A 23,906-nucleotide genomic window follows, 5' to 3' on the forward strand; every position below is an offset into this window, starting at 1 on the left:
GCCCATCATTGGCGATCAGCCGCGCCATAGAAACAAATATGGTCTGAGCGAACAGCGATTCCACGAGGTATTTCTACGACGATTGACGCGCCCGTTTCCTACATCAGGTTATCTTGCCCGAACTCCGCCAGCATGAACCAAAAGGTGCTCAAGAATTCGCAGCACCATCCGCTTCGGCAGGGCGGGTCAAAACCCTCGTTTCAAGAATCTTCTGCAAGATATCTGCAATCCCGTCGCCTTTGAAATGTAGCCCGATCTCGTCGAGAGGCTTGTCTTCTGAGGCAGTCTGTGATCCCCAGTTGAAGCTCGTTACTACGATGTCATCATGATCCCATAGCAGTGCCTTGCCGTGAAGCATTGCGCTTTGGCTTTGAATCTTTCGAAGTTCGATACTCCCGCCGCCCATCTCCCCAGCCGCGCGCACATCACGCTTCTTCACCTCGCCAGAAGGGACTGAATAAAGCGCTTGCACGGTTTCAATGCGCTCAGACGCCACTTGGGCCGGATCGAAGACGTTCTGGATCATGGGCGAGCCCATCCGATGGGTCATTACCAACAGGCGTTCTTCCGCGTCATGCGCGGCGCGGCGAAGCAGCGGTAGGTGGTCGGGCGCGGCGATGATGCGGAGGGTTGCGGGAATCCCATCCTCTGTCGGGGTAGCATCGAGTAGCCGTCCAGGCTTCAACCTCAATGCTGTTCGCATGGCTTGCAAGGCATCGCGCGAGTCGCGAGCCGTCGGCACCGCTGCCGTGATGGCCGCGAAGAGATCGAGGCAGGCAGCGACAGCGCCATCGCGTAGCTCGATCGAAAGCTCGTGGGCGCGGAATGGCGATCGGAGCCAGTTGCAGGACCCCAGCAATGCACGACCGCCATCGACCCCGTCGTCTGCTATGATGATCTTTGCATGGCTATGCACTGGTTCGAGATGGGCTGCTACGCCCGCGCCCGCCGCACGCAAACGGTTCTGGAGCTCTCCCATAGCCCGCATGTGCTTGCCCTCATCGTCGAGAGAAGAGCCAAAGAAGAGGTGGACCCGAACTCCACGCCGGACGGCGCGTTCGAGGGCGGCCCAGACACGTTCCTGTCCGTGCCGTGCTTTCGCGTCGTCTTGTGCTGCGACAAAGGTCGAGAGCACGAAGACATCGCTGCGCGCTGCATTCACGACCTCCTCAAGGCGAGCCAGGTGATCACCACCACCGAACACGACCTGATCCTGGGCCAAGGTTGTCTCGATCGGTGTATCGAGACAAGCCGGACGAGCCGGCTGACTGGGGCGGGCGGAAGGAAGACGACCAGAGGTGAGGTGCTCGCGCACCGTCGCACGCAATGCGTCGCTTGCGCCTTCGGGAAGTGCACCGTCCCTTGCTCGAACGAGATCCAGGTGGATAAAGCGATTCTCGATCAAGGAGAGGTTGGCACGCACCATAGCGAAAACCTCGCCGGAACGCAGAGACGAACTCAAGAGATGGCGCACGCGCTCTTCCATGGAAGAGTCTGTTTCTGCCTCGTCACTGTTCGGAAAGTCGACGATCATCGCCCCTTTTGGAATTTTGTTCACAGGCTTGATTACCACCTCGCGACGGCGAAACACTGAGCCTCCCAGCTTGTCGAAGACAAGGCTTACAGTCATCTCGCGACGTTGCGCTCGTTCAGGCAGTGATCGCCCGGCCAAAAGATGGGCGCGGGCAGCCTCGGTCATCGCGAGTGCAGGCTCGGGCGCGATGCGAACCTCGATCAACCCAAACCGCATCAGGCGGCTCACTGCCGCTTCTGCCACCTGACGGGGAATACCGAGTTCAACCGCCACCGACGCGCTCGTCCCCGGTCTTTCACGCAGGGTGAGAAGCACCTCTTCTTCGACGGGGCTCCAACCCCATCGGCGTTCGATGATGGCACGAGCACGATACCAGACAGCTGGGATCAACAGAGTCAATGGATCACCTTCCCGTCCTCGCCGCAGGCGATGATCGATGCAGTGGGCACGGCGTCCGGGTCGTCCGGCGCGGCCATCAAGTCAATCTGTCTTAGCAATGAGCCAAGGAATTCGAGATCATGTCCGACTCCGGACCATTTGACTGCGTTCCTAAGGAAGCCAGTCGATGTTACGAGCACGAGCTTGTGCTTCGCGCGGCTGAGCAACACGTTCATGCGTCTGCGGTCCCCGAGTATGCCAAGTGCATGCCGGCCCACCTTCTGATTGTTGCGCACGGTGCTCACTACCACCAAGTCAGCCTCGCCTCCTTGGAAACTGTCAATCGTTTGAACGAAAACACCGTCACCTTTGGGGCTGGCGAAGCCGTTCAGGAGCCCGGTCTCAGGATCGATACGCGAAGCCACGCGCGCATTGAGAATGCGGCACTGTCCCGTGTAGGGCGACAGGATCGCGAGTGTCGGAGTAGCGTCATTTGCAGGACCCAACCGGTCAAGGGCCTCGAATACCGCTGTGGCCTCGGCCCGATTGCAGGGCGAGGTGCCGTCGAATGTTTCGAATGCCTTCAGCCGAGCCCGGCTCAATGACGGAAGGTCGAACAGGATGACGGGGGCAGATAGCGCTCCGCTGGCCGAAGTGATTGGGCAGGAGCGGTCCGCGATGCGATCCGCTGTTGTTAGCTGTCCACCGTAGAACGTGTCGGAAACCAGGCCGCAGATCGCGGGGTGCATCCGGCTTTGTTCGGTGAGCATCGACACCGGTCCGACATGGGCAGAGCGCATCTTCTCGGTTGTCTCGGCGATTTCGCGGAATGGCTGTTCCAGTCTAAGCGCTGCCCCGAGTGCGTCGGCGCGGAGTATCGGGTCACTTGCGAGGGCCACGAGCGACATTCCGACAGCATCCGGGAGGTCAGACACAGTGTCGATCAACTCGGGAGCGTCGGCGAGTAGCGCTTCACCGGCATCGTCGCGATAGAGACGTTCCTTGCGCTCGGCATCGAACGGCGCGAGCTGGCGGTGGTCGCCGATAAGGACCCGGCGGGCACCCAGGAGCAGGGGGCCGATGAGTTCCGGGCCGCTCGCCCGCGCGGCCTCCTCTACGATCACCCAGTCGAATTGTTCACCTTCGGCGACCATCTCTTCGATGACAGAGGAATTTGCCGTCGCCAGCGTAACGTCTGCGCTACGGAGGATCAGGTGCTCTGTATCCCGCAAGATCGCTTCTCCTTCAGGGTCCGCCTCGCATTCGGGACCGGCCTTGCGCAGAGCCCGCATGACCGCTTCCCGTCGCTGGTGCGAGAGTGGACTCGCATCGGCAAGCACGAAGGTATCAAGAAGCGTGCGCGCTTGGTATCGAAGCTGGGTTTCTCTCTGGTCTGGCGCGGGTTTCTCGATGCGCACAACGATCGGAGCACGCTCCGCCTGAGAGAAGTGCTCGCGCATCTTGCGCTCCATCTCTGCAAGTGCCTCGTGGTTTTGCGCAGCAATGAGGACGCGTGCGGTAGGGTTGGAAGAGAGGATGCTACCGACGAGGCGGGATACGAGGAATGTCTTTCCCACGCCCGGTGGGCCGACAACAAGGTCGATCGAGTGGCCGCGGCAGATCGCTTCCCATGCATCGGACTTTGACGGATCAAGTTCGTCAGGCGCAGCGCCCGGCAAAGCCAAAGCGTGAAGTGCGGGGTCAAGTCCGACGCTCTGCGGGTTTCCGATCGCGCGGAGGAGATCAAGGTTATCTCGGGCTGTGACGACATGTCGGAGTCGGCGGCGGATCTGGGTCTCGGTGCCCCGGTCCGGCCGCGGCCGCAACAGCACGCGCGCCTCTACCGGCAAGTTACCCTCATGCCGAAACACGTAGAGCCGTCGCCCGTCCTCATCGACGACGTCCTCGAGCGACAGCTTTGGCGCGGTAGGACCCAAGGTGAGGGAGTCCGACACCGTCAGCGTCCATTCCACGGTGCCATCATCGCGCAACATTTCGGTTTGCAGTTCGGCCGCCGCTTCCATGCGCCCGAACGTGGACCGCCAGCGATCGCGCACTGCGTCCGTGCGCGCCGCAACCCGCACAAGGCCTGTTTCGGGGGCATCTACGATCTCGGCCGGATAGTGGTGCAACCGTCCTTCCAGAAGCGCCGCGACCTCAATCAGGACCAGCGCGTGCCACTCGACCGGATCGGTGGCGCTCGGCACCTTCGCCTTGTCGGCCCCGACCGTTAACCAGGCTATGGCCCCACCGCCGGTCCGTGCGACGCGGTCGCGCGCCTCGTGGAGGTTACGCGCGACATGCACCCGTGCGCCGATTGGCTCGGAATCAATCGCGCCGTCACTCGGGCCGCGAGCTTTGCACCCCGTGATACGGCCGATCCGTCCGTCCTCAGTGAGAGGACGGACATAGTAAACCGCGCGCTGGCTGAAGATCTGGATCGTGCCGTCGCGTCGGCTGGGATTGCGCCAAGCTTGCGGTGCCTCCGCATTCAGGTCGTCTTGGACAAAGGCCAGCAGCGCGTCCGCATCCGCAGCAGGGATGAGCCCTCGCGTCAGGGCCGGAACATCGCGCCGCAGGAGATCGCGCCCTGGTGCCACCACCAACTCAAGCCGACCGCTCGAGCCCACTCGCTCCAGTTCCGAACACAACTCCTCAATTTCGACAGCCAGAGCCTCCCCTTCGATAAAGGCGAACTGGGGCGGTGCGCGGAGGCGGTCGAGCAAACGCTGTTCCGGAGGTAGGAGCACAGTGCCGTCCGTGTCGTTCTGGAGCAGGAGCAGCGCGGCAACGCCTCCGAGATCGCGCCAATCTTGGCTGTGCGAGACGACGGTGCCCGGACGGAGGAGACCCGCGCCTCCGCGTCCGAGCGAGCCGACATGGACGCAACCCTCAAAGCCACCGAGTTTCAACTCCAGTGGTTCTACGCTGACCGTGAAAACGGTGCTATCGGCAATACCGCCATGGACGATATCGGCAGCATGGAGATGACCCAAACCGCGAACAAGCCGAGCGATCTGGCGCCAGATGCCGACCCGGCCTGACAAGGTCCGGGCGGTGGCGTCAAGCAGGCCACGGCTTCGTCCGGAGAGGGTGGCCAGAGTTCCGTCCGCGCCAGCCAGGCGGATGCCGATCTCGCTATCATCTTCAACAAGGTCGATCACTTCCAGCAGGACCTCGCGGGCGGATTGTCGGGCCAGAACACCTCGAACGCGCCGCACAGTGTCCCCAAGAATACGCACGACATCGCGATCGACCTCTGCGCCGGTCTTCTCGATCAGCCAAAGTAAATAGGGTTCCCCATCGGCGCGGTCCGTGGCCATCCAGAGACCGGAGGCGGTCCGAAAACGCTCGCCTCGTATGCCGCGCTCCAACTCGAAACGCTGATCGAGCGGCACCATCATTGCAGCCTTGCGCTGTTTTTGCCCCAAGTGTGTCCCTTTCTCCACTGCAATGCACTCTATATTGTGCCGGCCGATGAAGGAAGCGCAAGAAGAGCTGCAAATTTTAAGTCATCCTCGAAGTGTAGTTCGCCAGCAATGAGGCAGGCCGGTGCACTCGATTGAGCCGCTTTTGGTTCGAAAACGACGGAACTCTTCCAGCTCAGTCCTGAATGGCGTCGAAGCAAATATAATCCGGCTAATCGCGGTCCTGTTTTGGCTCCTGCATCCGGAACTGCTCTCCTGACTGCCTATCAGGTCCGAACACAGCGATACGCACACCTGATAGGTTCAGTTCATTGGTCAGATGTGAGAGCTCTTTGGCGGAGTCTCCCCAAGTGGGGGGCACTACGAGGATGGCCTGATGGAGTTCTTTTGTCTGTAACGCCGCCATCGCAAGCGTCTCTACCAGGAAACGACGATGACGCTTGTTGCGGTGAGACTTGCATTCAATCGCGGCTACTGGCGCTCCATCTCGCATCACGGTGAAGTCGGACGGCACCAGCGCATCCCGTCCACTGCGCACTACTTCAAGGTTCGAGCCGAGCTCAAGAACGCCTGGGTTTTGCTCAAGGTAACGGAAGACCTGTTCTTCAAATTCAGATCTTCTCTTGAAGCGTTCATGTGCGGCGACACCACGCCCGCCTTGTGCGGCCTCCAATTCCCGCAGCGTGGCCTGAAGTTTCCTCCGAGACAACTCTCCGCCGAAAAACTTTGGGGCAAGGACTTTCTCTCGGGCGGGAGGTCAACCGAGGCACTCTATCCACAAAGGCTTTTTCACTACATTGGCGGTTGAAGCGGGCCTTCTCTGCGGCAGTTGCGAATGACCGCCTTGGCCCGAGAGCGGAAAGTCCGCTAAGAGTTGGCGAGCGACTAAAGCGATAGAAGGCGGCCAATTTTTGGTTTTCAAAACCCGACTTCTTCTGATCGGCCAGGAATATGACTAAGAAAAAAATAAAAGAGGCGCGCCGGGCCCCAGCGGGCGGGAAGGCCACCGAAGCGGGAATGAATTTCCAGGCCGAGGTGGGCACTTGGTTCGCCGCGCATCTGCTGGCTCGACAGCCGGTGGGTGGACGGTTCGGCATGGCCAATGTCGCCCTTCCTATTAGCATCCAACTCGAAACCGGCGAAGGCTTGGACGACGCGCTACTTATTCAAGACGACGGAAGTCGAATTGATATCCAAGCCAAAACGCAAGCAAACCTTTCGGTTAGCCCTACTGGTGCGCTGGGTAAGACTATCGCTCAGTTGGCCCGGATTGTAGCGGATGCAAAGGTATCCCAGACAGCGATAGACACATCCAAGACGCGCGCGGTGCTGGCAGTAACCACGGCTGCGCCACGCACACTCGACAATCTCGAGCGAGGGTGCCGCGCTTTCGACTTGGGAGGCGCCTGGGTCACGACCAAGGCGCAGCGCAGCCAGGCCGAACGAGAGGCACTCGAAATCTTCGAAGCCAATGCGCGCACCGCTTGGGCGGCGCACACCACCATCTCGCTCGACGAAGACGACCTCGTTACCATGGCGCGGTTGTTTCACATTGTCCGGTTCTCGATGGACGAGGGCGATGACAATTGGCGCGAGGCCGCGCGCGTGCTCGGCAGCCAGCTCTACGGAGGGGAAGCCGCCGGCGAAGCGCCGCTTCGCGACCTCAAAGCGATCATCCGCGGCCTGATCGGCAGCGGCGCGCCCGCCGACCGTGCTGGACTTATGCGCGCGCTGCGAACACGCGGTCACAATGATGTCAGTGCGGCAGACTATCAGCCCGATCTCGAGCGCTTGGCCGCTGCGACCAATGCCGAGCTAACTCGTCTGGTCGGCCACACATGCTTGCCCCTCGCCAGTGGTGTGCGGGTCGCGCGCGACGCCGATGCCCCCCTCGCTGCCGCGCTCGCGACCGGGTCGATCGTGGTCATCGGAGAGCCTGGAGCGGGTAAGACTGGCGCCCTTGTTGCTTTGGCCGATGCGCGCCGCGAAGCTGGCGACACCGTTGTTTTCCTTTCGGTTGATCGCTTTCCCGGAGTCGCTCTCACCGCCGATCTCCAAAACGAGCTTGGTCTTGCTCATCCGCTCGCCGAAGTGCTCGCTGCGGCGCCAGGCAAAGGCAGCAAGCTGCTTATTATCGACGCTCTTGACGCCGCGCGCGGCGGACCCGCCGAAGGTGTATTCGCGCAGCTGATCGAAACGTTGAGCGCAGCGCCCAACACGCCTTGGGCGATCGCAGCATCAATCCGCACCTTTGATTTGAAGGGAGGGAGGCGTTTTCGTGAAGCCTTCGAAGGTAGTCCGCCAAACCCAGAGTTCTCCGAGGCTTCGCTTGCCCGCGTGAGGCATTTCTTGGTTCCGCGGCTCACCGACGCCGATCTCGACCGAGCCGCTTTGGAGGCGACCGATCTTGGCGCCGTGCTCGCGGCCGCGCCCGAGAAGCTGCACGATCTGCTCCGCAATGTATTCAACCTCTCTCTTGCAGCTCAGCTTCTTGCGGATGGCGCAAGTCCGGCAAGCATTCGCACTGTTGCGACCCAATCCGACCTGATTGATGCCTATGAGGATCGCCGCCTGACCAGCACCGCAATGCAGCGGGCTGCAAGCAGCGCGGTCAGTAAGATGGTCCAACGACGTCGGTTGGCAGTGCGCAAGGTCGTTGTGGAGCATGACTGTCTCGATGAGGTGATCCAATCAGGCGTGCTCGTTGAAGCCGGAGATCTCGTCAGCTTCTCTCATCACGTCTTGTTCGACCATGTTGCCGGACGCTTCTACCTCGAATGGGACGATGCTACGCAGCTGATCCGGCAGCTTGGGGGCGACAGCTCGATAGCACTTGTGCTGGCGCCGGGCCTGCGTTTCGCGCTGGAGCGGGTGTGGCGAACTGACGGTGCGGGAAAAGCCGCAGTCTGGTGTCGGGTGGCCGACATCTATGCCGATCCGACTATCGATCCAGTGCTTGCCAATGTCGCCTTGCGCACTGTTATTGAATGCGTTGAGACGGCGAACGATGTAGCGGGGCTGACTGAACTAATTGCCGCTCGCGCTGGCAATGAAGCCCTCGCAACTATGATGTCGCGCCTTGCGCGTTTTGTCGGCCTTGCCATCGATGTAACTGACACGGTCGATGCGCTTGGGGCGCTCGTCTGGGCAAGCGTCGCCGAGGCGTGCGCCGTCACTGGAAACCGGGATCTTACCGATCCAACGCGTTTCCTTCTCCAGATGCTCTTCGAGAAAGCCAACCTGTCGGACTTGGGCTTGCTTGAAGTGTTCGGGCGCGCGTCTCGCGCTCTGCTGACGTTTGCCTGGGCTGCGGACCCGGTCATGCAACAAACGGCCATCTGCGGCATCCGTTTCGTCGGAAAGAGCTTTGCCTCTGATCCCCCCGCATCCCGCATCCTTCTCGATCGCGTGCTCCGCGACCCACATTTCTCGGCGCATGCCGATCGCGAGGCGACTTGGCTGGCAGAACAGATCATGCCTATCGCGGAAGCAGACGCCGAATTCGCGGTGGAGATCTATCACGTGCTCTTTTCGCGCGAAATCACTGACGATGCGACCTCCTTTTTTGGCGGACAGCCAAGCCGGATCATGCCGCTCTCCTCAAGCCGCAGGCAGGATTACCATAGTTGCCGCTACAATCTTGGTCGGCGCGCCGACCGGCTGCTTGAATTGTCCGCAAACCTCGGCACGCGCGTTGTCAACGAGGCGACGCTTGGGGAGGTCGACCGCGACGTTCCGCTCGGTTATGAGCGCAAGCGCGTGGCTTTGGAAGGCCGCGCAACCTTCGATCTGCTTGGCCGCGAAGATGCTTTCAACAGATGGAGCGAGCCAGATGCTGATCGCCCATCGCAGGACGACGATGTCTTGGCGCATTACGTGACTTTCCTGCATGCCGCAGGACCCGCAACCTATGCTGAGAGCATCGATACTGCGGCTACGGGCAATGTGCATCCAGCACTATGGGCGCGCCTGCTCGGCGTGGGTGCTGAGCGCTTTACCGAGGTTGCCGATCTTCTTTGGCCTTTTGCAACCAACGTGACGATGATCGCGCATGAGGATATCGTTTGCGACGCCGTCCGCTTTCTCGCCGCCACCTATTCCACGCGGTCACAAGAGGATCGCGCAACGTTCGAGAGGGAGGCGATGCGACCTGGTCTCTTCGCCGAAGAGGCGAAGCTCCGCTGGTGGCGAAGCTGCTTGGCACGCTTTTTGTCACTGGTCGATGAGACGCATCTGGTGACTGAAGAGATACGCGCATTGCGCTCTGAACTGGCTGTCGAGAGAGAGCTTGCTGGGAACCCACCGCTGCGGTCGTTCACAACACACCCCGGTTCGTCAAACGGAGTCTCCCGCTCGATCATGGCACGACAAGGTGTCGACGTAGAGGAAGGTCTCGACGCAGAGATGCTCAACCAATCAGACGCGCTCTTTGAATTGGTCCAGGCGACGCCCACAGAGAGCGACTCCGCGACGCTCGCAGCGCTGTGGACGAAGGCTTTGAGCTTGGTGGCGTTCTATGATGCCCACGCCGCCGACCTACACGGAGAGGTCGAGCAACCTATCTGGGGGCATATCAGCAACGCAATCGAGCGCATTGCTAAGAGCGGCGCGTTTGTGCCGGGCGCTGAGGGATTGCCTGACTTGGTGGAATTCCTGACGCTACTGGAAAGGCTCTGGGTCAGCCGCTTTCCGGAAGCAAATGCCTCCAACGATGACTCCCGGCTTCACTGGAGCAACTGGGAAGTCCGCATCTATGCCGCCAAAGCGTATGTCTCGCTGGCCAATCGTTTCGGAGAGACTCATTCCGAAATATTAGACAAGTTCGACGCGATCCTCGCTGACCCCGCCGCAGAGGTTCGGTTGCAGGCCGCGCAAAATCTGCAAGTGCTCTCACGCATTGCGCCAGAACGCATGTGGATGTTGGCCGAACGGGTCGTGCGAGAGGAGCCACATGCCGAAGTGCTGGCTTCTTATCTGAAAAATGTGCTGAATCGCTTCACTTGTCAGGAGGTCGAGCGTTGTGAAGCGCTGATTGAGATCGTGCGGACGCGCCGCCAGGCGGTTCAACGCGACGGGAACTCCGGCCGCGATCAGGTTGCCAAATCTCTCGGTAGTCTGGTTGCCCAGCTTTGGGTAAGGCAAGATAGACCCAAAGCGTTCGGTTGGCTTGCAGCTTGGGCCGGTGAGCCGGAAGCGCACGGCGAATTTCTAAATTCATTCCTCTCCGCACTGGATGAAGCGTTCTTCGCGCGCTACTATTCGGGGGAAGACCATGAGCCTTCGGTTGCAGATCGTGCCCAGCAAGCCGCTATGTTGATACTCGAGGCCTGTTTGGAGATTTCAGCGGGCAGTCATCGCTTGCTGACTGTCGATAATGTTGAAGGTGCCGACCGAGATGCCGCGATCAACGCTTACAAAGCGGCCGAGAGACCGATCGGTCACCTGATGAACCAGCTTTATTTTGGGTCGGGGGCGTTTGATGGCAATAAAGAGAGCAAGGTCGGGCTGAAGAATCCCGAGGCCATGCGCCGGTTTCTCGTCGACTACCGGCCGATGTTGGAGCTACTCGCAAATTCGCATGAACCCTCGACTCACCATCATCTGGTCGAGCTCTATGAGTATCTCATGTCGGGCGATCCGGCGGCCGTGTTCGACGCTCTGCATGCGCTTCTGCTCGGCGCAGGCGCGCGCGAAGGCTATCACCACGAAAGCATGGCAAGCGCGGCCATGGTGCGCATGATCACCCGTTATCTCGCTGATCACCGCTCGATCTTCGAGGATGATGACCGCCGCGAGCGGCTGATCGCGATCCTCCGCCTATTCTCCGATGTAGGCTGGTCTGATGCGCTCAAACTGCTCTACGATCTACCTGAGTTGTTGCGTTAAATGGCGTTGTTGCGCAAAGGCGGGGTTAGGGATTCACCTCGTGAATCCAATGTAGTAGCCGGAAGGTATGAGCAGACCTCCGAAGACGACCTACAAGACCACCAACTGGCAAAGCTACAATCAGGCGCTGAGGCAGCGCGGATCACTGACCGTTTGGTTCGATCCCTCGATGCAGTGGGAAGCCATTCCGTCGGGGCGTCGCGGCCGTCAGCAGACCTATAGCGACGCTGCGATCCAGGCCTGCCTCACCCTCAAGGCCCTCCTCGGGCTGCCGCTTCGCCAAGCGACCGGTTTCGTGGCGAGCCTGCTCGAACTGTCTGGGCTCGGCTGGTCCGTGCCGGACTTCAGCACTCTGTCACGTCGCCAGAAGACCTTGAACGTGACGATCCCGTATCGCGGTTCCAAGGGGCCGCTGCATCTGCTCGTGGACAGCACCGGCATCAAGGTGGAAGGCGAAGGTGAGTGGCACACGCGCAAGCATGGCGGCTCGAAACGAAGGGTCTGGCGCAAGATCCACCTCGGGATCGATGAGGAAACGCTGGAGATCCGGGCGGTCGAGGTGACTTCCAGCAATGTCGGCGACGCGCCGATGCTGCCGGACCTGCTTGCCCAGCTGCCCCCGGATCAGGAAATCGCCACCGTTACAGCAGACGGTGCCTACGACACGCGCGCCTGCCACGACGCCGTCGCCGACCGCGGTGCGGCAGCAATCATTCCGCCCCGCCGCAACGCGAGGCCCTGGAAGCCGGACACGGCAGGAGCCCGAGCGCGCAACGAGATCCTGCGGACGTCAAAGCATCTTGGCCGGGCGCTGTAGCGGAACTGGAGCGGCTACCACCGACGTAGCAGGGTGGAGACGAAAATGAATTGCGTGAAGCTGCTCGGACAGAGGCTGATGTCCCGCGACTTCGACCGCCAGGTTGCCGAAGTTCAGATCCGTGCGGCGCTCATGAACCGCTTCACGGCCCTCGGCATCCCGGTCACCGTGGCCTTGGGATAAATGTGTCCGGGGAAAGGGGAACTGCGGTCATCAGCTGATTTGTGCAACAGCGCCTCGCGCTGCCGAAACTGGATCTGCCGAATTAGCGGGGCGATCCGGCATGGCGCCGTCAAAGCGAGAAATAGTTGTATGCGCGCGCGACATCCGCCGCCCCCGAGTGGGAGTCTTTGGAGGTGACTGAATACATGCACGAGATTTCCGTCTTGGGCGCCAGTTCAGTGCATGGATTTGTATGCACGAAAGTTGAACGCACGAAAAAAATGGAAAAATCATTCAAATACAATCCGTTTACAATCCGTTCGTTCAGTCAGAGAATTTTAGACTCATCATAAGTCCCGTTACACGCTGCTCGCCGTGCTGCACGAGTTGCAGTGGCGTGGCCTCCTGCCGGTGGACCTGCTGGCCTGCAACCTGGATCAGGGCCAGCCCGGCTTTCCCGCCACGGTGCTGCCCGAGTTCCTCGAGCGCATGCAGGTGCCGCACCGAATCGAATACCAGGACACCTATTCGGTGGTGATGGACAAGGTGCCCCAGGGGCGCACCTTTTGCGCGCTGTGTTCCCGGCTGCGGCGCGGCAATCTCTATCGGATCGCGAGGGAAGAGGGCTGTTCGGCGGTGGTGCTGGGCCATCACCGCGATGACATCCTGGAAACCTTCTTCATGAACCTGTTTCACGGCGGGCGGCTGGCCACCATGCCGCCCAAGCTGGTCAACGAGGAGGGCGACCTGTTCGTCTATCGCCCGCTGGCGCATGTGGCCGAGGCCGATTGCGAGAAGTTCGCCCGCGCGATGAACTACCCGATCATCCCCTGTGACCTTTGCGGCAGCCAGGACGGGTTGCAACGTCAGCAGGTCAAGGCGATCCTCGATGGCTGGGAGAAAAACAGTCCCGGCCGGCGCCAGGTGATGTTCCGGGCGCTGATGAACATCCGTCCCTCGCATATGCTGGACCCGAAACTGTTCGATTTCGCCGGGCTCATGCGAGGCACCGCCCCCTCCGCCGCCCCCACGGGGGACGGGCGGGAAATTCCAGACCTGCGTTAACATCTGGGTCAGAACATCGGGCTAGGCTCACATCGCGCAACGCGAAACGTGAAAGGCTCCGCCGCCATGTCCATGCCCACCCCAAGCACCCTGACCCGGCTGCGCCGCCGCACCCTTCCCATCCTTTTGGGGCCGCCGATCCTGGCGTTTCTGCCGGCGGTCTCGCTCGGGGCCTTCTGGCTCTGGGGCGAAACGGCGCTGGTGCTTACCTCGTTGGGCCTGCCGCTCCTCTTCGCCTTCGTCGGCGCATTCGACGAACGCGCCCGAACGCTGTCGACCCCACGCGACGCGGTCACCGGGCTGCTGCTGCGCGACGGGTTCGAATCCGCGCTCGACCGGGCCTATGCCGAAACCACGCGATCGGGCCTGCGCTCTGCCTGCTTCGTGCTGGAGCTTGACGATTACCGCGAGTTGGAGGAGCGCCACGGCCAGGGCGCCGCCGATCTGGTGGCGCTACAGACGGGCGAGCGGATCGGCGCCGCGCTGCGCGGCTCGGACATCGTGGCCCGGATCGGCGACAGCCGTTTTGCCGTCTGCCTCACCCCGGTACGCCAGCTGGATCTGGAACTGTGCATCCAGCTGGCCGGACGCATGCAAAGCGCGGTCGAGGATCCGATTCCGCTCGACGCCGGCACCATCTACATGACCTGCTCGGTCGGGATCTGCCTGCGCAGCCGCGCACCGGGATCGGACGCGGCGGCCTGGGTCGCAGCGGCCGGCGAGGCGCTGAGCGATGCGCAGGCCAACGGCCCCTCGGCCATCCGCGTCTACTCCCAGGACACCCACCGGCGAACCCGCGCCCGCAGCGACCTGCGCGAAGAGGCCGCCGCGGCTCTGGAGAACGGCCAGATCCAGCCCTGGTATCAACCCCAGATCTCGACCGACACCGGCAAGATCACCGGGTTCGAGGCGCTGGCCCGCTGGCAGCACCCGGTTCACGGCATGCTGCCCACCGCGACCTTCCTGCCGGCGCTGGAGGAGGCCGGCCTGATGGAACGCCTGGGCGAGGTCGTCCTTTACAACGCACTGACCGCGCTCAAGGCCTGGGACAGCGCCGGCGTCGACGTGCCCCGCGTCGGGGTGAACTTCTCCCCCGACGAGCTGCGCAACCCCTCGCTGGTCGACCGCATCCGCTGGGAACTCGACCGCTTCGACCTGACGCCGGACCGGCTGTCGATCGAGATCCTCGAAACCGTCATGGGCACCGATCCCGATGAAACCATCGCCCGCAACATCGCGGGGCTGGCAAGGCTCGGCTGCCGCATTGACCTGGACGATTTCGGCACCGGCCAAGCCTCTCTGGCCTCGATCAAGCGCTTCGCGGTGAGCCGGATCAAGATCGACCGCTCCTTCGTGATGAAGGCGGACCGCGACCCCGAGCAGCAGAACCTGATTGCCGCGATCCTGACCATGGCCGAACGCCTGGACCTGGAAACCCTGGCCGAGGGGGTCGAGACCGTGGGCGAACATGCGATGCTGGCGCAGCTGGGCTGCGACCACGTGCAGGGGTTCGGCATCGGCCGCCCGATGCCTTTCGACCACACGCTGGACTGGATCGCGGCGCACCGGGCGAAACTCCAGGATGCACCACGGATCGGCAAGGAAATCGGATAAGGCGGCCACCGCGCCGTCCCCGTCGCGCCTGGGCCGGCCACAGGCGGCACCATTCCCGGAATCCGCTTGACCTTTGGGGCTGCACTCTGTTGAACCCACCCTGTCATTGACAGACAGCACAAGGTGGCAGTCCCCTATGGACGATCAGAACAAGAACCTCATTCTCGCAACGGCGCTCAGTTTCCTGGTGATCCTCGGGTGGTTCATCTTTTTCCCGCCACCGGAGACCGAAACCGTCGACGCGCCGCCGACCGGGCAGGTCAGCCAGGCCACGCCGGAGGCCAGCGTGCCCACCGCCGCCCCGGGCGCCGAGGCCGGCAGTGCCGCCACCGGGACCGGCCAGGGCGCAGCCGCCGAAGAAACCGTGGCCGACGCCCCGCGCGTGGCCATCGACACCCCGCGCCTGACCGGCAGCATCTCGCTCCAGGGCGGGCGGATCGACGACCTGTCGCTGAAGGACTACCACGAAACCGTCGAGCCGGGCTCACCGATCGTCAAGATGCTGAAACCGGTGGGCGACGCCGGCGCCTACTACGCGCTGTACGGCTGGGCCCCGGGGGCGGGACTCACGCTCGACGATGTGCCGGGCGCGAATACCGAATGGCGCCTCGCCGCCGGCGAGGTTCTGGGCGTGGACAGCCCGGTGACGCTGAGCTGGGATAACGGCAAGGGCCTGACCTTCCGCCGCGAGATCGCGGTCGACGCCGATTACATGTTCACGATCACCCAGTCGGTCGAGAACACCGGCGGCGGCACCGTGGGCCTGGCCCCCTATGGCATCCTGGCCCGCCACGGCGAGCCGGCCGACCGCAAGAAGTTCTTCATCCTGCACGAGGGCGTCGTCTCGATGGCGGATGGCGAACTGACCGAGACCGATTACAAGGACATGCCGGACTTCGACTTCCAGGCCCGCGAAGGCGCCCGCGCCGAGGTGGACCAGGTGGAAACCGACGGCTGGATCGGCTTTACCGATCACTACTGGATGTCCACCCTGATCCCCGCGCCCGGCAGTGCCTTCAAGCAGGTGGCGAAATACGACGAGCGCCGCGACATCTACCAGACCGAGGCGGTGCTTCCGACCGAGACCGTGGGCGAAGGCCAAACGGCCAGCGTCACCACCCAGCTGTTTGCCGGTGCCAAGGAATGGGAAACCATCCGCGCGTATGAGAACGCCGGCATCAAGGGCTTTATCGATTCGATCGACTGGGGCTGGTTCTTTTTCCTGACCAAGCCGATCTTCTGGCTGCTGCACAACATCCACAACCTGATCGGCAACATGGGCTGGTCGATCATTGCCCTGACCCTGATCCTCAAGGCGATCCTGTTCCCGCTGGCCTTCAAATCCTACGTCTCGATGGCCAAGATGAAGGAACTGCAGCCACAGATGGAGAAGCTGAAAGAGGCCGCTGGCGACGACCGCGCCAAGGTCCAGCAAGGGATGATGGAGCTGTACAAGAAGGAAAAGGTCAACCCGGCCGCCGGCTGCCTGCCGATCCTGCTGCAGATCCCGATCTTCTTCTCGCTCTACAAGGTGATCTTCGTCACCATCGAGCTGCGCCAGACCGCCTGGTTCGGTCCGTTTCAGGACCTCAGCGCGCCCGATCCCACCTCGATCATGAACTTCTTCGGCCTGGCCCCCTGGGGCGCCCCCGAACCGGGCACGCTGGCGGCGACGGTGTTGATCGGCATCCTGCCGCTGCTCCTGGGCATCTCGATGTTCATCCAGCAGAAACTGAACCCGGCGCCCACCGATCCGACGCAAAAGATGATCTTTGCCTGGATGCCCTGGGTCTTCATGTTCATGCTGGGCGGCTTCGCCAGCGGGCTGGTGGTGTACTGGATCACCAACAACACCATCACCTTCACCCAGCAATACCTGATCATGCGCAGCCAAGGATACAAGCCGGACGTATTCGGTAACATCATGCAAACCTTCAAGCGTAGCGCGCCGGAGGACAAGAAGTGACTGGCCGGGTCAGGGAGATCTGGCGCCACCCGATCAAGAGCCACGGGCGCGAACGGGTGACGCAGGTGACCCTGACCCGGGACGCCGCCCTGCCCTGGGACCGGCGGTGGGCGGTGGCGCATGACCAATCGCGCTTTGACGCCGACGCGCCCGGCTGGGTGCCTTGCCGCGAATTCACCCGCTGCGCCCAATCCGCCGCGCTACAGGCGATTCGCGCCCGGACCGATGGCACCGCCGGCCGGATCACGCTCAGCCACCCGGACCGCGACGACATCACCATCGACCCGGACGACACCGATGATGCGGCCCGTTTCATCGCCTGGGCCCGACCGTTGTCGAACCCTGACCGCGCCCTGCCCGCCCGGCTGGTGCGCGCGCCCGACGTGGCGATGACCGACAGCGATTACCCCTCGATCTCGCTGATCAACCTTGCCAGCCACGGCGCCGTCGAGGCGCAGCTGGGGCATGAAATCTCGCCGCTGCGCTGGCGCGGCAACATCCTGTTCGACGGCTTCGATGCCTGGGACGAGGCGACCTGGCCCGGCAAACGCCTGCGCCTCGGCGCGGTCGAGATGGAGGTGGTGGAACCGATCCGCCGCTGCATGGCCACCACCGCGAACCCCGAGACCGGGGTGCGCGACGCCGAAACGCTCAAGGCGCTGAACGAGGGGTTCGGCCACCAGGATTGCGGCGTCTATGCCCGCGTGATCCAGGGCGGCCCCCTGGGCGAAGACGACGTGATCGAGGTTCTGAACTGATGCAACTGCCCTTCCCCCTTGCCGAAGACCCCGATCCCGAGGCCGCCGAGGCCGGCCGGCTGCTGTTCGCGCGCGAATCGCTGTTCGTCAAGGGCGTGGTCGCCATGTCCGGCCTGCCCCCCGCCGACCGCCTCGAGGTCTGTTTCGCCGGACGCTCCAACGTCGGGAAATCGTCGCTCATCAACGCGCTGACCGGCACCAAGGGGCTAGCGCGGGCCTCCAACACGCCCGGCCGCACGCAGGAAATCAACTACTTCACGCAAGGCCCCGAGCTCTATCTCGTCGACCTGCCCGGATACGGCTATGCCAACGCGCCGCTGCCGGTGGTCGAGAAATGGCAACGGCTGCTGAAACAGTATCTTTCCGGTCGCCAGACCCTGCGCCGGGCCTTCGTCCTGATCGACGCGCGCCACGGGGTGAAACCGGTGGACGAAGAGATCATGACGCGCCTCGACAGCAGCGCGGTAACCTTCCAATGCGTGTTGACCAAGACCGACAAGGTCAAGGCGGCCGAACGCGACAAGGTGCTGACCCAGGTGCGCGGCGCGCTGGCCAAACACCCCGCCGCCTTCCCCGAGATCGTGCTGACCTCCTCCGAAAAAGGCGACGGGATTGCCACCCTGCGCGCCATCATCTCCGGGTTGATGCAGGAATAGCTTGCACCGCGCGCGCCTTTCGTGGGATTTCGCCCGGAACGGAGTTTCCGATGAAGACACAGGACATGAACCGAAACTGGATCGCCACCGCTGAAACACTGTCGAATGCGCTGCCCTACCTGCAGCGTTACGACGAGGCCGTCATCGTCATCAAGCTCGGCGGCCACGCCATGGGCAGCGACGAGGCGATGGACAGTTTCGCCCGCGACGTGGTGCTGATGCGGCAGGTCGGCGTGAACCCGGTGATCGTCCATGGCGGTGGGCCGATGATCAACGCCATGCTGGGCAAGCTCGGCGTTCAGTCCGAGTTCGTCGACGGCAAGCGGGTCACCGACAAAGCCACCGTCGAGGTGGTCGAGATGGTGCTGTCCGGCCTCGTCAACAAGCGGATCGTGCAGGCGGTCAACCGGCAGGGCGGCACCGCCGTGGGCCTCTCGGGCAAGGACGCCAACCTGATGGTCTGCGACCAGACCGACCCGGCGCTGGGATTCGTAGGCACCCCGGCCGAGATGAATCCCAAGCTGCTGACCGATCTTTTCGCGCATGAGATCATCCCGGTCATCGCGCCGATCGGCGCCGGTCGCGACGGCGAGACCTTCAACGTCAACGGCGACACCGCCGCCGGCGCCATCGCCGCCGCGCTCAAGGCCGACCGCCTGCTGCTGCTGACCGACGTGCCCGGCGTCAAGAACGCCGAGGGCAAGGTGGTGACCGAACTGGCCGCCGAGAACATCCGCGAAATGACCCGCGACGGCGTGATCGCCGGCGGCATGATTCCCAAGACCGAGACCGCGCTTGCCGCGATCGAGGGCGGTGTCCGCGCCGTGGCAATCATCGACGGTCGGGCGCCCAACGCGGTGCTGCTGGAGCTGTTCACCGAGCAAGGCGCCGGGTCGCTGATCCGGAGCGGCTGAGTCCGGCACCGATGACCGCCCCCCCGCCCCTCTACGACGCGATCCGGCAGGCGGCCGAGGCGGCCGGGTTGATCGTGATGGGCGCGCTCGATGTGGACACATCCGGCGCCAAGGACCTCTCTGGCGGCAGCCTGATCCTTTTGGGTGCGGGGCCGGGCTTCTGGCCCACCTTCACCGCCGCGCCCGAGGCCCGGGATGGCGCGCCCGACCCGGTCGACCGCTGGTCGCGCAGGGTCATCGGCGGGCTGGCCGCCGCCCATGACGCCACCGCGCATTTCCCCTTTGGCGGCCCGCCCTATGCCCCCTTCATCGACTGGGCGCTGAAATCGGGCCGTGCCTTTTCCAGCCCCACGGGGATGCTGGTGCATGACACGGTCGGGCTGATGATCTCCTATCGCGGGGCGCTGCATCTGGCCGCGCGCATCGCCCTGCCCTGCGCTACCGCTGCCTCGCCCTGCGACAGTTGCGCCGGAAAACCCTGCCTGACCGCCTGCCCGGTCGGGGCGCTCGGCGGGACCGCCCCCTATGATGTGCCCCGGTGTCACGAATATCTGGACAGCCCCGCCGGTCAATCCTGTATGCTGCAGGGGTGCGCGGTCCGCCGCGCCTGTCCGGTCAGCCGGGGCGCCGAGAGGAGCCCCGCGCAATCCGCCTTGCACATGAGGTCCTTTCACCCGCGATGCCCAAGACCCTGATCCTGACCCGCCACGCCAAGTCCAGCTGGGACACTCCCCGCATGGACGACCACGACCGCCCCCTGAACAAACGTGGCCGGCGCTCGGCCGAGGCCATCGGAGACTGGCTGCGCGCGCGCGGGTTGGTGCCCGACGAGGTGCTCTGCTCGTCGGCGCGGCGCACCCGCGAGACCTATGAGCGGATGCGCTTCGACACCCCGGCCGAGGTCACCGACACCCTGTATCTTGTCACCGCCAACCAGATCCTGCGCGAGTTGTCCGGCGCCACCGGCGAGACGGTTCTGCTGTTGGGCCACAGCCCGGGCATCGGCCAGTTAGCCGCCGAGATCCTCGGCGACGATCCGCCCGCGCACCCGAGGTTCCACGATTACCCGACCGGCGCCACGCTGGTGGTGCGGTTCGATGTCGACAGCTGGGACAAGCTGGCCTGGCGCAGTGGCGACCTGGTCGATTTCACCGTCCCGCGCGACCTGCTGGAGAACTGAAAAAGGCCAGGCAATCGCCCGGCCCTTTCCGTCTGTTTCGGTCGCGCTTCAGTGCCCGAGGATCTGGCTGAGGAACAGCTTGGTCCGGTCGCTCTTGGGGTTGTTGAAGAACTCTTCCGGTTCGTTCTGCTCCACGATCTGGCCCTGGTCCATGAAGATGACCCGGTTCGCCACCTGGCGGGCAAAGCCCATCTCGTGCGTGACGCAGAGCATGGTCATCCCCTCCTCGGCCAGTTCGATCATGGTGTCGAGCACCTCCTTGATCATCTCCGGGTCCAGAGCCGAGGTCGGCTCGTCGAACAGCATGATGCGCGGCATCATGCACAGGCTGCGCGCGATCGCCACCCGCTGCTGCTGACCGCCCGACAACTGGCCGGGATACTTGTCGGCCTGCTCGGGGATCTTCACCTTTTCCAGGAAATGCATGGCGCGCTCCACCGCCTCCTTGCGGGGGGTCTTGCGCACCCAGATCGGCGCCAGCGTGCAGTTCTCAAGGATGGTCAGGTGCGGGAACAGGTTGAAGTGCTGGAACACCATCCCGACCTCGGAGCGGATCTTGTCGATGTTCTTGAGGTCGTTCGACAGTTCGGTTCCGTCGACCACGATCTTGCCCTGCTGGTGTTCCTCCAGCGCGTTGATGCAGCGGATCAGGGTCGATTTGCCTGACCCCGACGGGCCGGCGATGACGATGCGCTCGCCGGCGTTGACCGTCAGGTTGATGTCGCGCAGCACGTGGAATGTCCCGTACCACTTGTTCATGTTGTTGATTTCGATGGCGACCTCATCCGAGACGGTCATCTTGGAACGGTCGATTTCGCGGTCGATAGCCAGTTCAGACATTGTTCAATCCTTATCTGTGGCCAGTCTGAAGCTTGCGCTCCAGGTACATGGAGTAACGGGACATGCCGAAGCAGAAGACGAAGAACAGCAGCGCGATGAAGCCGTAAAGCTCCCACACGATCCCGTTCCAGTTGGCGTCGGCACGGATGGCGTTGGACAGACCCAGCGGATCGAGAAGCCCGATGATCGAGACCAGCGTGGTGTCCTTGAACACCCCGATGAAGGTCGACACGATACCCGGGATCGAGATCTTCAGCGCCTGCGGCATGATGATCAGCCGCTGCGCCTGCCAATAGGTCAGCCCCAGCGAATCGGCGCCCTCGTACTGCCCCTTGGGCAGCGCCGCCAGCCCGCCGCGGATCACCTCGGCCATATAGGCCGTGGCGAACAGCGTCACCATGATCAGCACCCGCAGGATGATGTCGAAATTGGTCCCCGGCGGCATGAAGATGTTCAGCAGGGTCGAGGCCACGAACAGCAGCGTGATCAGCGGCACGCCGCGAATGAACTCGATAAAGCCGACACAGAGGTACTTGACGATCATCAGGTCCGATTGCCGCCCCAGCGCCATCACGATGCCCAGGGGCAGTGAACAGGCGATGGCGACGATGCCGATGGTGATCGACAGCATGAAGCCCCCGAACTTGCGGCTTTCCACCGGCTCCAGCCCCAGCGGCAGGATGCTGTCCAGCGCCGAGACGGCGATCCCCGACAGCAGCAGCCACCAGATCAGCGCGGCCAGAACCCCGCCGATCAGCCCCAGCAGCTCACTCATCGACTGGCTGACGAAGCGATAGACCAGGAACCCGATCACGAAACCGCCGGCGGCCGAGAGCGGCCCCCAGACGGTGCCGCCCCAGAGCAACCAGGGAAAGATGAACGGATAGGCCGCCGAGAACCAGATAAGCTTGGCCGGCACCTTGTCCGAGAACAGGATCGGTGCCAGCGCCACCGCCAGCAGCACGAAGGCCGCGATCGGACGCCAGTAGAGGTGGTTGGGATAGAACCCGAACATCAACTGGATCCAGCGTTCCCGGATAACGCCCCAGCAGGCGCCACCGCCGTGGCCGGCTTCCTGGCCGGCTGCGGCCAGCATTTCACGACACTGGCTCAGCGAGGTGCCCGAAAAGGTCGGCGACAGGATCCACGGCACGATGGCCGCCAGCACATAGTAGACCACCGCCAGCGAGGCCAGCGTCAGCAGCGTGTTGAACCAGCCCGAGAACAGGTTTTGCCGTGCCCAGCCGATGGCACCGGCCGCTGTCGGCGGCGGGGCCTGTTCCGGCAACATTTCCGTGCGGACAAAAGACACATCAGTCATCTCAGCGCTCCCTCAACTTCACGGACTCGTTGTACCAGTTCATCACCGCCGAAATGCTCAGCGAGATCGCTAGGTAGACCAGCATCAGCAGCAGCACGCATTCAAGCTCGCGCCCGGTCTGGTTCATCGTGATCCCGCCCAGCGTGCCGGTGATGTCCATGTAGCCCACGGCAATCGCCAGCGAAGAGTTCTTGGTCAGGTTCAGGTACTGCGAGATCAGCGGCGGCACGATGATCCGCAGCGCCTGCGGCAGGATCACCAGCGACATGACCCGGTTGGACCGGAGCCCCAGTGCCGAGGCCGCCTCGGTCTGGCCCTTGGAAATCGCCATGATGCCCGCGCGCACGATCTCGGCGATGAAGGCCGCGGTATAGAGCGACAACGCCAGCCAGAGCGCGATCAGCGAGTTGCGCAGGTGGGTGCCCCCCTGGAAGTTGAACCCCTTGAGCGCCGGATAGCCGAAGTGAAAGCCGAGCACGGCCAGAACGATCGCCAGCGGCACCAGGATCACGCCCAGCCGCAGGTACCACGTGGTGGGCCGCACCCCGGTGCTTTCCTGGATACGGTCGGCCCGGCGCTTGATGATGTTCGACACCCAGACCCCGCCGATCAGCACCGCAAGAAGCAGGATCAGGTTTCCGCTGACGTCGAACCGCAGGCTCGCCTCGCCGAACAGGTGGATATCGCCAAGCCCGCGCGAGAACAGCGGCTCGGGGATGTAGAACCCGCGATTGGTCAGTGCCACGCTGTCGCCCAACAGCATGCTCGCCTCGGGCGTCTCGCCCCGGAACGCCCGTGGCGCCGGCAGCGTCTCGATCAGGATCGCCATGATGAACACGATCCACAGCAGCACCGGCACGTTGCGGAACATCTCGACATAGACCGTCATCAGGCGGGCCACGATCCAGTTGTGCGACAGCCGCAGCACGCCGATCACGACGCCAAGCAGGGTCGCCGTCGCACAGCCGAGCACGGCCACCACAAGGGTGTTGAGCAGCCCGATCAGCGCCGCCCGCAGGTGGGTATCGCGGGAATCATACTCCAGCAAACGCTGGTTGATGTCATAGCTGGCCGGTTCGCCGAAGAACCCGAAATCTATCGGCTTGCCCAGTTCGGCCAGGTTCTGGGCGGTGTTGTTGATCAGCCAGGCTGCCAGCAACATGAAACCGATCAGCGCGATCACCTGGATCGTACCGGAACGGTAGCGTGTATCGTAAAGGAGCATCGACAGCCGGAACTGCTCCTTCGGCGGGTCGGATAATGTCGTCATGACCGTGGAATCCCCGGGTTCTCCGGCCCTTTCCTTCGGCGGGGTTGTTCCCCGCTCCGCGAAGACCGGAAGCATTGTTTTGATTCAAAAAGTAAAAGGGCGCGGGAATTTCCCGCG

The 23,906-nt window shown here is 63.0% G+C and carries 14 protein-coding genes and 2 pseudogenes; 11 read left to right on the forward strand and 5 right to left on the reverse strand.

Annotated features, from left to right (window positions below):
- Positions 1–148: 148 nt before the first annotated feature.
- The gene (locus tag ABWV23_RS14910; protein WP_353349127.1) at positions 149–1,933 is read right to left on the reverse strand and encodes a phospholipase D-like domain-containing protein; all 1,785 of its coding nucleotides are present in this window, start codon (positions 1,931–1,933) and stop codon (positions 149–151) included.
- Positions 1,930–5,316, reverse strand: coding sequence for a DEAD/DEAH box helicase (locus ABWV23_RS14915; protein WP_353349129.1), 3,387 nt, complete (start codon positions 5,314–5,316; stop codon positions 1,930–1,932). The genes ABWV23_RS14910 and ABWV23_RS14915 overlap by 4 nt, the downstream gene beginning before the upstream one ends.
- A gap of 457 nt (positions 5,317–5,773) precedes the next feature.
- Here ABWV23_RS14915 and ABWV23_RS14920 point away from each other — a divergent pair, with 457 nt between their 5' ends.
- The 11 genes and pseudogenes from ABWV23_RS14920 (at position 5,774) to ABWV23_RS14970 (ending at position 20,358) form a co-directional block, all read left to right on the forward strand.
- Positions 5,774–6,148, forward strand: a complete 375-nt coding sequence (locus tag ABWV23_RS14920; RefSeq protein WP_353349131.1) for a hypothetical protein — start codon at positions 5,774–5,776, stop codon at positions 6,146–6,148.
- A 143-nt stretch (positions 6,149–6,291) separates the two neighbouring features.
- The gene (locus tag ABWV23_RS14925) at positions 6,292–11,226 is read left to right on the forward strand and encodes an NACHT domain-containing protein (protein ID WP_353349133.1); all 4,935 of its coding nucleotides are present in this window, start codon (positions 6,292–6,294) and stop codon (positions 11,224–11,226) included.
- A gap of 67 nt (positions 11,227–11,293) precedes the next feature.
- Positions 11,294–12,226, forward strand: a pseudogene (locus ABWV23_RS14930) (IS5 family transposase).
- Positions 12,227–12,556: 330 nt separating this feature from the next.
- Positions 12,557–13,270, forward strand: a pseudogene (ttcA, locus tag ABWV23_RS14935) (tRNA 2-thiocytidine(32) synthetase TtcA); the annotation flags it as partial.
- Positions 13,271–13,336: 66 nt separating this feature from the next.
- Positions 13,337–14,884 carry a putative bifunctional diguanylate cyclase/phosphodiesterase gene (locus tag ABWV23_RS14940; protein ID WP_353349135.1) on the forward strand — a complete coding sequence of 516 codons (1,548 nt, stop codon included), beginning with the start codon at positions 13,337–13,339 and terminating at the stop codon, positions 14,882–14,884.
- A 136-nt stretch (positions 14,885–15,020) separates the two neighbouring features.
- Complete coding sequence (gene yidC / locus ABWV23_RS14945) at positions 15,021–16,850, forward strand: membrane protein insertase YidC (protein ID WP_353349137.1); 1,830 nt, start codon at positions 15,021–15,023, stop codon at positions 16,848–16,850.
- Positions 16,847–17,608: an MOSC domain-containing protein gene (locus ABWV23_RS14950; protein ID WP_353349140.1), complete on the forward strand. Its 762-nt coding sequence runs from the start codon at positions 16,847–16,849 to the stop codon at positions 17,606–17,608. Before yidC ends, ABWV23_RS14950 begins: the two co-directional genes overlap by 4 nt.
- Entirely contained in the window at positions 17,608–18,264 is a 657-nt protein-coding gene (gene yihA / locus ABWV23_RS14955) for a ribosome biogenesis GTP-binding protein YihA/YsxC (RefSeq protein ID WP_353349142.1), read from the forward strand. The genes ABWV23_RS14950 and yihA overlap by 1 nt, the downstream gene beginning before the upstream one ends.
- 50 nt (positions 18,265–18,314) lie before the next feature.
- Complete coding sequence (argB, locus tag ABWV23_RS14960; RefSeq protein WP_353349144.1) at positions 18,315–19,178, forward strand: acetylglutamate kinase; 864 nt, start codon at positions 18,315–18,317, stop codon at positions 19,176–19,178.
- A gap of 11 nt (positions 19,179–19,189) precedes the next feature.
- Positions 19,190–19,873, forward strand: a complete 684-nt coding sequence (locus ABWV23_RS14965; protein ID WP_353349146.1) for a ferredoxin — start codon at positions 19,190–19,192, stop codon at positions 19,871–19,873.
- On the forward strand, positions 19,858–20,358 hold the full coding sequence (locus tag ABWV23_RS14970) for a SixA phosphatase family protein (protein ID WP_353349148.1): 501 nt from the start codon (positions 19,858–19,860) through the stop codon (positions 20,356–20,358). The genes ABWV23_RS14965 and ABWV23_RS14970 overlap by 16 nt, the downstream gene beginning before the upstream one ends.
- Before the next feature lie 48 nt (positions 20,359–20,406).
- On the opposite strand, the gene ABWV23_RS14975 is transcribed toward ABWV23_RS14970, so the two are convergent.
- Genes ABWV23_RS14975 through ABWV23_RS14985 form a run of 3 tightly spaced genes read right to left on the reverse strand, consistent with a single transcriptional unit; the run spans position 20,407 to position 23,789 of the window.
- Positions 20,407–21,198, reverse strand: a complete 792-nt coding sequence (locus ABWV23_RS14975) for an amino acid ABC transporter ATP-binding protein (protein WP_353349150.1) — start codon at positions 21,196–21,198, stop codon at positions 20,407–20,409.
- Positions 21,199–21,208: 10 nt separating this feature from the next.
- On the reverse strand, positions 21,209–22,519 hold the full coding sequence (locus ABWV23_RS14980; protein WP_353349152.1) for an amino acid ABC transporter permease: 1,311 nt from the start codon (positions 22,517–22,519) through the stop codon (positions 21,209–21,211).
- Between the two features lies 1 nt (position 22,520).
- Positions 22,521–23,789, reverse strand: a complete 1,269-nt coding sequence (locus tag ABWV23_RS14985) for an amino acid ABC transporter permease (protein ID WP_353349154.1) — start codon at positions 23,787–23,789, stop codon at positions 22,521–22,523.
- Between the last annotated feature and the right edge of the window lie 117 nt (positions 23,790–23,906).

The organism is Aquicoccus sp. SU-CL01552 (assembly GCF_040365005.1).
Lineage (GTDB): Bacteria > Pseudomonadota > Alphaproteobacteria > Rhodobacterales > Rhodobacteraceae > Antarcticimicrobium.

What these genes read in the sequence shown, in the direction of transcription:
- ABWV23_RS14915 (WP_353349129.1), bottom strand. Translation starts at nt 5,316, where the DNA reads ATGATGGTGCCGCTCGATCAGCGTTTCGAGTTGGAGCGCGGCATACGA.
- ABWV23_RS14920 (WP_353349131.1), top strand. Translation starts at nt 5,774, where the DNA reads ATGACGCTTGTTGCGGTGAGACTTGCATTCAATCGCGGCTACTGGCGC.
- ABWV23_RS14925 (WP_353349133.1), top strand. Translation starts at nt 6,292, where the DNA reads ATGACTAAGAAAAAAATAAAAGAGGCGCGCCGGGCCCCAGCGGGCGGG.
- ABWV23_RS14940 (WP_353349135.1), top strand. Translation starts at nt 13,337, where the DNA reads ATGTCCATGCCCACCCCAAGCACCCTGACCCGGCTGCGCCGCCGCACC.
- yidC (WP_353349137.1), top strand. Translation starts at nt 15,021, where the DNA reads ATGGACGATCAGAACAAGAACCTCATTCTCGCAACGGCGCTCAGTTTC.
- yihA (WP_353349142.1), top strand. Translation starts at nt 17,608, where the DNA reads ATGCAACTGCCCTTCCCCCTTGCCGAAGACCCCGATCCCGAGGCCGCC.
- argB (WP_353349144.1), top strand. Translation starts at nt 18,315, where the DNA reads ATGAAGACACAGGACATGAACCGAAACTGGATCGCCACCGCTGAAACA.
- ABWV23_RS14965 (WP_353349146.1), top strand. Translation starts at nt 19,190, where the DNA reads ATGACCGCCCCCCCGCCCCTCTACGACGCGATCCGGCAGGCGGCCGAG.
- ABWV23_RS14970 (WP_353349148.1), top strand. Translation starts at nt 19,858, where the DNA reads ATGCCCAAGACCCTGATCCTGACCCGCCACGCCAAGTCCAGCTGGGAC.
- ABWV23_RS14975 (WP_353349150.1), bottom strand. Translation starts at nt 21,198, where the DNA reads ATGTCTGAACTGGCTATCGACCGCGAAATCGACCGTTCCAAGATGACC.
- ABWV23_RS14980 (WP_353349152.1), bottom strand. Translation starts at nt 22,519, where the DNA reads ATGACTGATGTGTCTTTTGTCCGCACGGAAATGTTGCCGGAACAGGCC.
- ABWV23_RS14985 (WP_353349154.1), bottom strand. Translation starts at nt 23,789, where the DNA reads ATGACGACATTATCCGACCCGCCGAAGGAGCAGTTCCGGCTGTCGATG.